The organism is Campylobacter sp. JMF_04 NA10 (assembly GCF_027737655.1).
Taxonomy (GTDB): Bacteria; Campylobacterota; Campylobacteria; order Campylobacterales; family Campylobacteraceae; genus Campylobacter_B.
Genome location: NZ_JAOVTZ010000003.1, coordinates 90,886 through 103,844 on the forward strand (window position 1 = coordinate 90,886; position 12,959 = coordinate 103,844).

The 12,959-nt window shown below is 40.3% G+C and carries 13 protein-coding genes; 5 read left to right on the forward strand and 8 right to left on the reverse strand.

Annotated elements, in window-relative coordinates; all coding sequences use genetic code 11:
* Positions 1-60 precede the first annotated feature (60 nt).
* The 5 genes from rpsL to OFO12_RS05425 all read left to right on the forward strand — a co-directional run bounded on the left by rpsL (position 61) and on the right by OFO12_RS05425 (position 5,010).
* Complete coding sequence (gene rpsL, locus OFO12_RS05405; protein WP_270859212.1) at positions 61-435, forward strand: 30S ribosomal protein S12; 375 nt, start codon at positions 61-63, stop codon at positions 433-435.
* A gap of 74 nt (positions 436-509) precedes the next feature.
* Positions 510-980, forward strand: a complete 471-nt coding sequence (gene rpsG, locus OFO12_RS05410) for a 30S ribosomal protein S7 (RefSeq protein WP_270859211.1) — start codon at positions 510-512, stop codon at positions 978-980.
* Between the two features lie 9 nt (positions 981-989).
* A complete protein-coding gene (gene fusA, locus OFO12_RS05415) occupies positions 990-3,065 on the forward strand; it encodes an elongation factor G (protein WP_270859210.1) in 2,076 nt (691 codons plus the stop codon).
* A 194-nt stretch (positions 3,066-3,259) separates the two neighbouring features.
* Positions 3,260-4,228: a hypothetical protein gene (locus OFO12_RS05420; RefSeq protein WP_270869751.1), complete on the forward strand. Its 969-nt coding sequence runs from the start codon at positions 3,260-3,262 to the stop codon at positions 4,226-4,228.
* 254 nt (positions 4,229-4,482) lie between these two features.
* Positions 4,483-5,010 (forward strand): hypothetical protein, encoded by a 528-nt coding sequence (locus OFO12_RS05425; protein WP_270869752.1) that lies wholly within the window; start codon positions 4,483-4,485, stop codon positions 5,008-5,010.
* A gap of 140 nt (positions 5,011-5,150) precedes the next feature.
* Here the strand turns inward: OFO12_RS05425 and fldA are convergent, their stop codons facing one another.
* The 8 genes from fldA to OFO12_RS05465 all read right to left on the reverse strand — a co-directional run bounded on the left by fldA (position 5,151) and on the right by OFO12_RS05465 (position 12,875).
* Complete coding sequence (fldA, locus tag OFO12_RS05430) at positions 5,151-5,642, reverse strand: flavodoxin FldA (RefSeq protein ID WP_270869753.1); 492 nt, start codon at positions 5,640-5,642, stop codon at positions 5,151-5,153.
* 3 nt (positions 5,643-5,645) lie between these two features.
* Positions 5,646-6,392 carry a hypothetical protein gene (locus OFO12_RS05435; protein WP_270869754.1) on the reverse strand — a complete coding sequence of 249 codons (747 nt, stop codon included), beginning with the start codon at positions 6,390-6,392 and terminating at the stop codon, positions 5,646-5,648.
* A 121-nt stretch (positions 6,393-6,513) separates the two neighbouring features.
* A complete protein-coding gene (locus OFO12_RS05440; RefSeq protein ID WP_270869755.1) occupies positions 6,514-8,724 on the reverse strand; it encodes an endonuclease MutS2 in 2,211 nt (736 codons plus the stop codon).
* Entirely contained in the window at positions 8,721-9,062 is a 342-nt protein-coding gene (locus OFO12_RS05445) for a hypothetical protein (RefSeq protein ID WP_270859204.1), read from the reverse strand. The genes OFO12_RS05440 and OFO12_RS05445 overlap by 4 nt, the downstream gene beginning before the upstream one ends.
* Before the next feature lie 9 nt (positions 9,063-9,071).
* Positions 9,072-10,379: a UDP-N-acetylmuramate--L-alanine ligase gene (gene murC, locus OFO12_RS05450; protein WP_270869756.1), complete on the reverse strand. Its 1,308-nt coding sequence runs from the start codon at positions 10,377-10,379 to the stop codon at positions 9,072-9,074.
* A gap of 17 nt (positions 10,380-10,396) precedes the next feature.
* Positions 10,397-10,966, reverse strand: coding sequence for a recombination mediator RecR (recR, locus tag OFO12_RS05455; RefSeq protein ID WP_270859202.1), 570 nt, complete (start codon positions 10,964-10,966; stop codon positions 10,397-10,399).
* Positions 10,963-12,207, reverse strand: coding sequence for an ArsS family sensor histidine kinase (locus OFO12_RS05460; RefSeq protein ID WP_270859201.1), 1,245 nt, complete (start codon positions 12,205-12,207; stop codon positions 10,963-10,965). The genes recR and OFO12_RS05460 overlap by 4 nt, the downstream gene beginning before the upstream one ends.
* On the reverse strand, positions 12,204-12,875 hold the full coding sequence (locus tag OFO12_RS05465; protein WP_270859200.1) for a response regulator transcription factor: 672 nt from the start codon (positions 12,873-12,875) through the stop codon (positions 12,204-12,206). The genes OFO12_RS05460 and OFO12_RS05465 overlap by 4 nt, the downstream gene beginning before the upstream one ends.
* Positions 12,876-12,959: the final 84 nt, after the last annotated feature.

Below are 12,959 nucleotides of genomic sequence, written 5' to 3' on the forward strand. Positions count from 1 at the left end.
TTTTTTAGTAAAATCAATCTCTTTTTTATTTAATAAATTTTTTGATGAAAGGAATTTACTGTGCCAACCATAAATCAATTGGTCAGAAAAGAGCGCAAAAAAGTGACTGTAAAGTCAAAATCACCTGCGCTAAAAGAGTGTCCTCAAAGACGCGGAGTTTGCACCAGAGTTTATACAACAACTCCTAAAAAACCAAACTCAGCTTTGAGAAAAGTTGCCAAAGTAAGGCTAACAAGCGGTTTTGAAGTCATCAGCTATATCGGCGGTGAAGGTCATAACCTACAAGAACATAGCATTGTTCTAGTTCGCGGCGGTCGTGTAAAAGACTTACCGGGTGTTAAATATCACATTGTTCGTGGTGCGCTTGATACCGCAGGTGTCGCAAAAAGAACAGTTTCTAGATCTAAATACGGTGCTAAACGCCCTAAAAAATAGTTTAGCTAAGACAGATTTAACCCTTAGTTTTGGTTAAATTTGAGTAAAATTTTCAAATTTGAAGGAATAATAAAATGAGAAGAAGAAAAGCTCCCGTAAGGGAAGTTATGCCTGACCCAATTTATGGCAACAAAGTAATCACTAAATTTATTAATTCACTTATGTATGACGGCAAAAAAAGCGTTGCGACTGAGATTATGTATGGTGCGCTTGATTTGATCGACAAAAAAGGCGGCGAAGCCAAAGGTATCGATGTTTTCAACGACGCTATCGAAAATGTAAAACCACTTATGGAAGTTAAATCTCGCCGCGTTGGTGGTGCAACTTATCAAGTTCCAATCGAAGTTCGCCCAGCTCGCCAACAAGCTTTGGCAATCCGCTGGATCATCACTTTTGCTAGAAAAAGAAGCGAAAGAACTATGATTGAGCGTTTAGCTTATGAGCTACTTGATGCAGCGAATTCAAAAGGTTCTTCATTTAAGAAAAAAGAAGACACTTACAAAATGGCAGAAGCTAATAAAGCATTTGCCCACTATCGCTGGTAGGAGAAAACTATGGCAAGAAAAACTCCACTTAATCGTGTTAGAAATATCGGAATTGCTGCTCATATCGACGCTGGTAAAACGACAACAAGCGAAAGAATTCTATTTTTCACAGGTATGAGCCACAAAATCGGCGAGGTGCATGAGGGTGCTGCTACTATGGACTGGATGGAGCAAGAGAGAGAAAGAGGTATTACTATTACTTCTGCTGCGACTACTTGCTTTTGGAACGATCACCAAATCAACCTAATCGACACCCCAGGCCACGTTGATTTTACTATCGAAGTTGAACGCTCTATGCGTGTTCTAGACGGCGCTGTTTCTGTATTTTGTTCAGTCGGTGGCGTTCAACCACAAAGCGAGACTGTTTGGAGACAAGCGAATAAATACCAAGTCCCAAGAATTATTTTCGTAAATAAAATGGACCGCGTAGGCGCAAATTTCTTCAATGTCGAGCAACAAGTCCGCGATAGATTAAAAGCTACACCAGTTCCGATTCAAATTCCAATCGGCGCAGAAGACAACTTCAAAGGCGTAGTTGATTTAATCACTATGAAAGCTCTTACTTGGGACGATGCAAAAGGCCCAAGCGCACCAGAAGTAGGCGAAATTCCAGCTGAATTAAAAGAAAAAGCACAAGAATATCGCGACAAAATGATCGAAGCAGTCGCTGAGACTGATGAAGCTTTAATGGAAAAATATTTCGCAGGCGAAGAGCTAAGCGAGGCAGAGATTAAAGCTGGTATCAAAAAAGGCTGCCTAAGCCTAGCATTTTTCCCTATGATGTGCGGAACAGCTTTCAAAAACAAAGGCGTTCAACCACTACTTGACGCTGTCGTATGGTATCTACCAGCTCCAAACGAAGTTCCAGCTATCAAAGGCGTTTATGAGGACGGAAGCGAAGCAGAAGTTCTATCTACTGACGACGGCGAATTCGCAGGTCTTGGATTTAAGATTATGACTGACCCATTTGTCGGCCAGCTAACTTTCGTTAGAATTTACCGCGGTATGTTAGAGAGCGGAAGCTATGTAATCAACTCTGGTAAAAACAAAAAAGAGCGTATTGGACGACTTTTGCGTATGCACTCAAACAAACGCGAGGAAGTCAAAGAGCTTTACGCTGGTGAAATCGGCGCGATTGTGGGCCTAAAAGATACACTTACTGGTGATACACTAGCTAGCGAAAAAGACAAAGTTATCTTAGAGCGTATGGAATTCCCAGATCCAGTTATCAGCGTCGCAGTTGAACCAAAAACAAAAGCAGACCAAGAGAAAATGGGTATTGCGCTTCAAAAACTTGCACAAGAAGATCCAAGCTTCCGCGTAGCAACTGACGAAGAGAGCGGTCAAACAATCATCAGCGGTATGGGTGAGCTTCACCTTGAAATCATTGTCGATCGTATGCTTAGAGAATTTAAAGTCGATGCAGAGGTTGGCCAACCACAAGTTGCTTACCGTGAGACTATCCGCAAATCTGTCGAGCAAGAATACAAATACGCTAAACAATCAGGCGGTCGCGGTCAATACGGCCATGTATATTTGCGCTTAGAGCCATTAGAGCCAGGTAGCGGATATGAGTTTGTCAATGACATCAAAGGTGGTGCGATTCCAAAAGAATATATCCCAGCTGTCGATAAAGGCTGCCAAGAAGCTATGCAAAGCGGTGTTTTGGCTGGATATCCAGTAGAAGATGTCAAAGTTACCGTATATGACGGAAGCTACCACGAAGTCGATAGCTCTGAAATGGCGTTTAAACTAGCTGCTTCAATGGGCTTTAAAGAGGGCGCACGCAAAGCAGGCGCAGTTATCTTAGAGCCTATGATGAAAGTCGAAGTAGAAACCCCAGAAGAGTATATGGGCGATGTAATCGGCGATCTAAACAAACGCCGCGGCCAAGTAAATAACATGGGCGAACGCGGTGGAAACAAAATCATCGACGCTTTCTGCCCACTTTCAGAGATGTTTGGTTACTCAACTGACCTTCGTTCTCAAACACAAGGTCGCGCTACATACTCAATGGAATTTGACCACTACGATGAAGTTCCAAAAAATGTAAGCGAAGAAATCATCAAAAAACGCAACGGCTAATTTTAGCTAGTTTTAATACTTTTTAAGCGGAGAATTCGGCGAATTTGCTGAATTCTTCGCTTTTTTTATGCTTTAATTTTGCTTTTAATTAAATTTATAAAAGCGTAGGGTGGGCAATGATGCCCACCCTACAAATAAAGTAGAAATAATTTTACAATTTAAAATCTCTTTGCTTGTATTAAAAAGGAAATAAAATGGAAAATTGGAAAATTAAATTGTTTATAATAGGAACCTATATTTTAATAGTATCTTGTTATGTTTTTTACAAAAATTATAACATTGCCAACGAAAGAGAACAAGACAGGCAAGATAGGGAGTATTTTTATAATCATAACGCAACATTTGAAGAAATAACGGAAAATGGCAAAGTAAGCGTTAAAGAGTTGGTGGAGCGAAATTTAAGAGATTATTTACAAAAATTGTATAAGCTTGATAATTTTAGTGAAGATGAAATTGAGATAATGAGACACAAAAGGGGCGATTGGAAACTTAGAAACACATACTCGGATTATGAGGATTGCACATTGTATAACAGTAGCAAGACAAATTGTAGATTTTGGAAAATAGATAAAAATTTAAATTTAAAAAAACTGATGAATATCGTATCTAAAATTTGCGATAACAATGGTAGTGTTAAAGCAAATTATGAAGAAATTTTAAAAAGCAATCCGCTACCAAAAAAAGAGTTATTTGACCCGTTCGCACAAAAAGACTTAATCGATGAAAACGGAGATTTTATAGAAAATTTTATATATATTAAGCCGTTTTTTTATAAAGGCTTTAAGATTGACTTTTTTACTAATTATGCGTTTATTGAAAAAAGAGATAAGCGATACTATGTGCTTATTCCACAAAATCCACATTTTATTGTTTTTGCGTCAGAATTGTTAGATGATAGAATTGATTTTGGAAGAGTTTGTAGGCATTATGAAAACATCTATGATAAAAGTATAGACGAGTTAGAAGAATTCTACTATTTCAAAAAAATAGCGATTCACGATAAAAGTTATACGGCTAAGATTGCAGATTACGAAAGATTTTCAGAAGCACGATATAGTAGTGAATTCGACTTTGAAATATCTACCAAATGGAAAGACAAAATTAATAAGATAAAAAATTTAGAAAATAAACTTCAATATAAGGGAGAAAACGATGAGTTTTAGCGTAGGGTGGGCATCCTTGCCCACCAAAAATTTGGTAACCCTATTGTCATTGCGAGACGGCGTAGCCGTCGTGGCAATCCAGTAAAATTTAGAGCGAATTTAAAATTTATCAAATTTTATTGTGAATTAAAATTTTTTTAAATTTCTCTGGATTGCTTCGTCGCTGTCGCTTCTCGCAATGACAGATTAAAGCGAATTTGCAAATTTAAACAAAAAATCGCTAGAATTTACCTAATTTTTCAAAAGGAAAAACAATGAGTTTTAAGTTTAATGAAGCCAAAATATCGGACTTAGATAGCGTTTTAAAGCCGTTTTCTAGCGTAGGAAAAGAGTGGATGCTAGTTAGCAGCGGCACTAGCGAAAAATACCCACACTACAACACAATGACCGCTTCATGGGGTGGATTTGGCTATTTGTGGGAAAAGCCAGTGGCGCACATCTACATCCGCCCGCAACGCCACACCTTCAAATTTAGCGAAAAAGGCGAGCTTATGAGCCTTTCGTTTTTTGGCGGAGGTCAGAAAAAGGCTCTGGCATATTGTGGCAAAATCAGTGGAAAAGACGAGGACAAGGCCGCAAACTGCGGGCTAAATTCGGTTTTGTTAGAGCGGGATTTAATCGGTTTTGAAGAGGCGAATTTGATACTAAAATGCAAAAAACTCTACACTTCATATTTTAAAGAAGAGGATTTTATAAGCTCGCAAGAGCCTGAAATGTGGTACTCTAACAAGGATTTTCATAGAATTTACATTTGCGAAATTTTGGGATTTTATACAAAATAAATTTTAAAATTTAAGGCTAAAAGTGGCGAGATTTCGCCACTTTGATTAAAATTGCGCCACTAAATTTCGCGGCGCAGTATCTAAAAAGGCGCGCAAAATTTTAAAATTTCGCGGCGCAGTATCCCCCAAACTATATAAATTTACGCCAAATTTGGCTTGATTTGCTCCACCCACGCGCTAATTCTAGAATCCGTCAAATCGCTTTGGTTGTCGTTATCTAGGGCAAGTCCTACGAATTTGCCCTCTTTGACAGCGTTGCTAGCGTCAAACTCATACCCCTCAGTGCTCACCGCGCCCACGATTACGGCGCCTTTTGCGACAAAATTTTCGTATAATTCTGCCATTGCGTTGCAGTAGGCGTCCGAGTAGCTAGCACTATCGCCCATGCCAAAGATCGCCACGGTTTTGCCCGTAACTTCAAGAGCACTAAAATCGAAGCTCGCCCAGTCGTCCTGCAACTCGCCGTCGTTCCAAGTCGAGCTTCCTACGATGAGCGAGCTGTATTTGCCAAGCTCGCTAGGGGCGATGTCGGCGACATTTACGACCTCGTTTTCAATGCCAAGTTGCGCTGAAATCGCCTTTGCAGCGTCCTCTGTGTTGCCCATAGAGCTACCAAAAATAATTCCTACCATGTTTTATCCTTTCAAAAAAATTTTATTATTTATACTGTAAGGGACGAGTTTGAGAGTGAAATCCGGCGCGAAAGAGTGGGATTTGACCTCGATATGACGACGAAAATGCTCGCTTCTAGGATAGACGAGATACAAAGAATCAAGCCCTAGGTGCGAATTTTGCGAGATTGCAAGGGCGATGTCGCTTTGAATACCTGCGCCGTTTGCGTCGCCAACCTGCCTAAAAAAGGGCAAAATTCCAAGGCGAAATTCGCCCTTTTGTATGACGATAACCTCGCCATTTAGAGAGATTTGGCAGTTTTTGTTTTTGTATGAAATTTTGTCAAACACGAAATTTTTAAAACCGTTTGAAGCGTCGAAATTAATGCCAAATTTGCCGTTGTTTTGGAGTAGGGCGATGATTTTGGCGACTTTGAGTTTTGGCAAGCTCGCGCAAAGTGGAGCCTTTTTGCCCTGTAAAAATGAGTAAATGATTAAATTTGAAGTAAGGCAAAATTTGGTTGTTTTTTTGAAATTTAGGCTATTTTTGGCGAGTGAAAATTTGATAAATTTATCAAAAATTTGGCGAATTTTGGTGCAATTACGGCTAAATTTATGCGGGATTTGATAAGTGCTACCAAGATTTGCGTTATACAGCGTCAAAAAAATTTGGCAAATTTGCTCTTTGCAAAATTCTTTAAAAATATCTGGCACGAAATCTTTGTTTCCAGCAAAGCCGAAAATTTCGCTATTTGGTGTGAAATTTTTCATCGCTAACCTTTTATATTTTGATATTTGATATTATTATAGTGGATTGTAGATTAAATTTAACTGATACCAAATATCATAAAAGCAAAAATTTCACACTAAATTTTGAAATTTCACGCAGATTTTAGAGTTTGACAACCTTGCTTCCAAAACCCCCTTCATTCGGGGCTCCGTCGCGGAAATCTTTCACGCTTGGGTGTGATTTGAGAAACTCTTTTACGGCGTAGGCTAGTTTGCCAGTGCCGATTCCATGCTTTACGATAACCTCGTCAAAGCCCATTACAAGGCTTTGGCTGATGAATTTATCAAGGCGCGTTATCGCCTCATCGGCGCGCAGTCCGTGCAGATCTAGCACGAGCGAGGCTTCGCGTGGTTTTTCGACCTTTATGCTGATTTTATTTGGCGCTGGGGCTGGCTGATTTCCGCTTAGTTTTAGCATATCGCGTGGCACACGAAGCCTTATTCCGTCGCTTTCAATCATCGCCATAGTTTTGTTTAGGCTTACGATTTCGCCCTTGATTTTGCCGTATTTTACGCGATCGCCGACCTTGAAATCCACAGGCTCGCTGGCACTAAATTCCGGTTTAGAAATCGCCTTAACTAGCTCGTTTGCGTGGTTTATACTGCGTTGCTTTTCTTTGGTATCATTTAGCCTAACCGTGCGTTTGGCCTCGTTTATAGCGTGGTAATACTCGTTTTCTAGCCTAGAAATCGTGGCGGCTAGCTCGTTTTGTGTGTTTTCTTTTTGCTCTTTTAGTGTGGCGGTAAGGGCGTCTAGTTTGCGCTCTTTTTGCTCGGTGGCGATAAGTTTTTGCCTTAATTCTAGCTCTAAATTTATCGCTTTTGAGATTGCTTCGTTTAAATTCTCTTTATTTTCGCCGTAATTTTGGCGCGCGACTGCGACTAAATTTTGCGCTATACCATATCGAAGTGCCGTCTCAAAAGCGTATGATTTGCCGATAATTCCCTTTAAAAATTCGTATTTTGGGACGCTGTTTTTCTCGTCATACAGCGCGGCGATTAGCTCGACATTGGCGTCTTTTGCCAAAAGCATTGCGAGGCGTTTGTGGTGGGTGGTGATGACCATTTTGATATCGTTTTGCATGAGGCGCTCTATCATCGCGCTATATAGGCTCGCAGCCTCTTCGAAATCAGTCCCAAGCTCGATTTCATCGACACCTACAATCATATCCTTGCGCCCAAAAAGCTTGCTAAATGCGACCATACGCCCAGCAAATGTGGAGATATCGTTTTTAGCATTTTGCGGATCTTCCATGATTAGTTCAAATTCCTTAAACGAGCCAATCTTGCTCTTTTGGGTGCAAATTCGCATTGGAAGCAGGTATTTGCCTAGCAGGCACGCACTCATTATGCTTTTTAAAAGCATGGATTTTCCGCCAGCATTTACGCCAGTAATAAGCAAAATTTTGCCCCTAAATTCCACGCTGATTTTTTTAGGATTTTTTAGCGCAGGGTGGGCAAATTCGCTAATTACTATATCTTTTGAACTATCAGCTAGCACGATTTCATAGTCGTTTGCCCTCATCATCTGCGCTCTTGCGATAAGTCCGTCGATTTCGTCGAAAGCCGAGTTTATAAATTTCAAAAACGGCAAATTTTTGGTGAAATTTGAACTAATTATTTTACAATGCTCGAAAATGATTTCTTCTTTTTTATCCAAAATCGCACTTTGAGCCGATTTGAGCGCGGTTACAGCATCGGGTGCGACATAAAAATACCCATTTGCCGAGCGCGCCAAAACTGCGCCTTTTAGCGCGTGGTTAAATCCGCCCCGCACCAAAAGCGTCTCGCTGTCGTTGATATAGTGAATCTGCGTGTCGGCTAGGTAGGGCGAAATGGATTTTGTGTAGATTAGCTTTTTTAGGGTTTGATTAATCTCTTCGCGCTTGATTTTGTAAGCCTCATTTAGCGCGATGAAACGCTCATCGACGCTGTCTTTGAAGGCGCCGTTTTCGTCAAAATAGTCTTTTATGGCTTTTATGCTATCTGGAATTTCGATTTTATCGAGATACGCGCGCAGTTTTCCTTCGAAGTTTTGCCTTTTTAGATACAAAAAATATCGGATAATCTTGCTAAATTCGTAAATTTCGCTTATGTGAAGCACGGCGTGCTTGCCAAGGCGCATTAGCGCGTCATCGAGATTTGCGATAGTTTCGCAAGGATTTATGTCAAATTTGGCTAATTCATTTATTTTTTCGAAATTTATCTTGTTATCGCCGTGCAAAAATAGTGGTTTTTCGCGTGCCAAATATGAGTTAAATTTAGCTAAATACTCGCTTAAATCGAGTTTTTTAAACAGCTCGTCTATGTTCATAATTCGCACTCTTTAATCTCGTAAATTTTGCCGTTGTATGGGTGTGGGGCGTCTTTTTTGGCGATGAAGGAATTTAGCGAAAACGAGTAGGTAAAATGCGCGCTCTCCACGCTCTCGCCACGGCATTTCACGCTTTTTCCAGCGTTAAAGGCATTTACGATTTGCTGGGAATTTTTAGCAAAATTTGCGCTAAAATTTTCGTAAAAATAGGCGCTGCCTCCCACGCATAAAATAATTGCAGTAAGCAAAATTTTAAATTTTGCATTTAAAATTTTATTATCCACGAAAAAAATCGCCACTATGAATAAAAAAGCAAAAATAAAAATCAAAAATCGCACAACTTTTCCTTAAAATTCTCCACGCAACTGATATGTGATATCACCTGCGCCAAAGCCGATTACTAGGCCGTCATTGATGATATGGCGCACGCCAAAAATATCGCTGAATTCGATCTTTTCGCCGTTTCTAAATACTCTCTCGGCAAAAAGCGGATTAAGCCCTTTAAACTCTTCTTTTAAATCCACGCCGTTTGGGTTCTCGCCGGCTGCATACACAGGCAAAATCACCAAATCCACACCCTCGCCAAAGCACTCTTTAAACCCGGCTAAATTTGCCTTTAACCTGCTGTATCTGTGTGGCTGGAAAATCGCCGTAATCTTGCTAATGCCTAGCAAGGCGGCGTATTCTTTCGCGCTTTTTAGCGTAGCGGCGATCTCTGTGGGGTGATGACCATAATCGTCGATTAGGACGAAATTTGGATTAGCGCAGAGTATGTCAAAACGCTTTTTAATGCCTTTGTAGTTTAATAAATTTTGGCGTATGTTTTCTAGCCCCGTCTCGCACGCAGCGGCTAAAATCGCAAGCGATGCGTCGATTGCGATATGCTCGCCAATCCCAAAAACCTCGAATCTGCCAAGCTCTTTGAGATTGAAGCTAAGATAGGGTTGATTATCGCGTAAAACCATTTTTAAATCCGTGATATCGCGCGAAGGGTAGAGTTTAATCGCGCTTAAATTTAACGAGCCTAAAAATTCGTCCTCGGCGTTGATAACGCGAATTTTAGCCCTTTCCAAAAATCCGCGATATGCAGCGTGAAATTTGTCTATATCATTATCATAATGATCCATGTGCTCAGGTTCTGCGTTGGTTACCACAGCGACATAAGGGTTGGAGTTAAGAAAGCTAGAATCGCTCTCGTCGGCTTCGAAAATGATATTTTCGCTGTTTTCGTATTTCATATTTGAGCCAAACTGCTTGCTAATCGCGCCGATGATAACCGAGCCATTTATCAGCGATGAGGCAATCGCGCTTGTGGTGCTTTTGCCATGCGCCCCAGCCACGGCAAATACATGCTTGTCTTTTAGCACATAAGGCAAGGCTTCTTTGCGCGATAGGCATTTGATACCGCGCCTTTTGGCTTCGACTAGCTCGACATTATCCTCTTTGATAGCGGCTGAATACACCACGACCTCTTGATCTTTTATCGCCTCTGCGCTGTGCGGGGTGTTGATATCCATACCGCTTTCGCGTAGTTTTATCGTAGTGGGGCTTTCTGAAATATCAGAGCCTGAAATCGTGTAGTTTCGCTCCTGCAAAAATCTAGCCAGCGCGCTGATTCCGATACCGCCAATGCCTATGAAATGAACCTTTTTCACTATTTTTCCTTTTAAATTTATATATTCGTGCGCCCGTTGATTGCCTTCATAAGCGAAAGCATATCTATATTATCCAAGCTTACGCCAGTTGGCACGCCTTGGGCAAGCTTGCTAAAACGCAAATTTAAATCAGAGAGTTTATCCTCGACATAGAGCATAATCCCGTCTGAATTTATACTAGGCGTTAGCGCAAAAATCAGCTCATTTGCGCCATTTTGGATTATCATGGCGCGAAGTTTGTCGATGATTTCTTCGCTAGCGTCTTCTAAGACAAAATATTTGCCGTTAAAAATTTTATTACTCTCAAAGATAAAAATATCTTTTGGGCTCTCTACAATGGCGATTTTCTCGCTCTCTCGCTCCTCATCGGCGCAGTATTCGCAAATCTCGTCCTCACAAATCGCACCGCAAATTTCACATTTTTTCAGACCCCGCACAGCTTCTTCGATATTGTGAGCTAAATTTAGCCCGAGGGTTGAATTTTGCACGCTGACATAATACGCAAAACGCAAAGCCGACTTTTTGCCCACGCCCGGGAGCTTTTCAAAGCTAGCAACTAGCTCTTCAAATTTATCATTTGCACTCATTTTTTACTGCCTGGATTGTTGAAAATTATAGAAAAATAATGTGTATTATCTGAATAATTATAAGTAAAGCTAAATTTGTGAAGTTCGCAAATTTTATCTATGATATACAGCCCAAGCCCCATGCCAGTGGCCTTTTCGTTTTTGTTACGAATAAAGGCTTGTTTGTAGTGCTCGAAGGATTTTTCAAGCGCGGCTCCGTGGTTGGCTACGCTGATTTTGTTTTCGTCGCAAATCACGCTGACATGGTGATCGCTGGAATATTTTAGGCCATTGTCGATTAAATTTTTAATCGCCAAGGCAAAAAGCCCAAAATCGACATTGATAATGGCGTCATCTTCGATATTTTCGGCAACTAAGCTATCCCATTTATCTAGCATTGACATATCGCGAACCTGCTCTAAAATCAGGCTAAAATGGTATTTTTGGTAATTTAGCGTGTAGCTTTTCGATAGAAGTTGCTCGATTTTTGCAAATTCATTAATCAAAATTTCAAGCCTTTCAAAAACAGCCACAAGGCGCGTCTTTTGCGTCTCGTCATCGAGCATTTCGGTGATTAGTCTGCCTTTGCCAATCGGGGTTTTTAGCTCGTGCATTATAGTGCGTAAAAACAGCTGTCGAGAGCGGATAAGCTCTTGAATTTTAATAATCGCGTTGTTAAATTCATGCGCTACTTGGCCGATTTCGTCTTCACGGCGAATTTGTTTTAAATCTATTTCTAAATTTCCAAGTGAGAATTGTTTTATGTTTTTGCTAAGCTTTTTTAGTGGCGCGAAACTGCGTAAAATCGAGAGATACAGCGAAAACAAAACCACAATAGTAATCAAAAATCCCACCCAGAGCGGATCGTTTAAATTTTTGGTGCCAATGCTCTCAAAAACCACGACCATTGAGTTGTTTTTGATATTTAAAAACAGAGTGTTGTTATACTCGATCGAGCTAATCTCGCCTATGGCAGTTTCTTGCGCGAAGTATTTTTTGCCTGAAATTAGGACATTTTGGACTAAATTTTTATCCTTGACAAGCTCTAAGCCAAAATTTGAAAAATAGCTTTCGATATCTTGTGGCGGGTTGTTTCGTTTGTAGGATTCTAGCAGGTAATTTACGGCGTTGATTTGGTTTGCTTGCATGCTACCTAGGGCTTTGTTCATTTGAATTCGCCCAAATGTGATAAACAGCACGCAAACCAAAATTATCGCAGTTACGAAAAATATCGTAATTTTCGTGATTAAAGAGTGCTTCATCCGATGAGCTTATATCCGATTCCGCGAACTGAAAAAATATGTTTTGGTGATTTTGAATTATCGCCAATTTTTGTGCGAAGTCGCCCAATGATGACATCAAGGCTTTTTGAGTCTTTGTCTTTTAGGCTCTTGCAGTGATATACTAACTGCTCGCGAGAAACAGAAAAGCTGTGTTGTTTGATGAGATATTCTAAAATTTCATATTCAGCCGGAGTTAGCACGAGTGCCTCTTCGCCAAAGTAAATTTCATGGCGTTTTTCATCTATGCGAAATACGCTATCAGCGACGGTTTCTTCTTTTTCGATTGTTTTTTTGTAACGGCGAATTAGGCTCATAATGCGCGCGTGCATTTCCTTTGGATCGTAAGGTTTAGGCAGATAATCATCTGCTCCGATTTGAAGCCCCACGACCTTGTCGCTGACATCAGATCTGGCCGAGCTAATGATGATTGGAATATCGTATTTTTCGCGGATTTCTTTGCATACTTCCAGTCCGTCCATGCCCGGAAGAGTTAAATCCAAAATTAGTAAATCATAGTTTTTGATTCCGGCACTTAGTCCGATATATGGGTCTTCGAAATTTGTAACATTGATATTAAATTTAGCCAAATATTCACTTAGCAAAGTAGCAAATTCGCTATCGTCTTCGATCATAAGCACATTTACCATGACGCGTCCTTTATAAAAATTTTGAAATTTTGCATTATATTGTAAAATAGTTAAATCTTAACTTGCATTTTAGCAAATTTAGAT

Excerpts from the sequence above, each read along its gene's own strand:
- rpsG (WP_270859211.1), top strand. The coding sequence starts at position 510 with ATGAGAAGAAGAAAAGCTCCCGTAAGGGAAGTTATGCCTGACCCAATT.
- fusA (WP_270859210.1), top strand. The coding sequence starts at position 990 with ATGGCAAGAAAAACTCCACTTAATCGTGTTAGAAATATCGGAATTGCT.
- OFO12_RS05420 (WP_270869751.1), top strand. The coding sequence starts at position 3,260 with ATGGAAAATTGGAAAATTAAATTGTTTATAATAGGAACCTATATTTTA.
- OFO12_RS05425 (WP_270869752.1), top strand. The coding sequence starts at position 4,483 with ATGAGTTTTAAGTTTAATGAAGCCAAAATATCGGACTTAGATAGCGTT.
- fldA (WP_270869753.1), bottom strand. The coding sequence starts at position 5,642 with ATGGTAGGAATTATTTTTGGTAGCTCTATGGGCAACACAGAGGACGCT.
- OFO12_RS05435 (WP_270869754.1), bottom strand. The coding sequence starts at position 6,392 with ATGAAAAATTTCACACCAAATAGCGAAATTTTCGGCTTTGCTGGAAAC.
- OFO12_RS05440 (WP_270869755.1), bottom strand. The coding sequence starts at position 8,724 with ATGAACATAGACGAGCTGTTTAAAAAACTCGATTTAAGCGAGTATTTA.
- recR (WP_270859202.1), bottom strand. The coding sequence starts at position 10,966 with ATGAGTGCAAATGATAAATTTGAAGAGCTAGTTGCTAGCTTTGAAAAG.
- OFO12_RS05460 (WP_270859201.1), bottom strand. The coding sequence starts at position 12,207 with ATGAAGCACTCTTTAATCACGAAAATTACGATATTTTTCGTAACTGCG.
- OFO12_RS05465 (WP_270859200.1), bottom strand. The coding sequence starts at position 12,875 with ATGGTAAATGTGCTTATGATCGAAGACGATAGCGAATTTGCTACTTTG.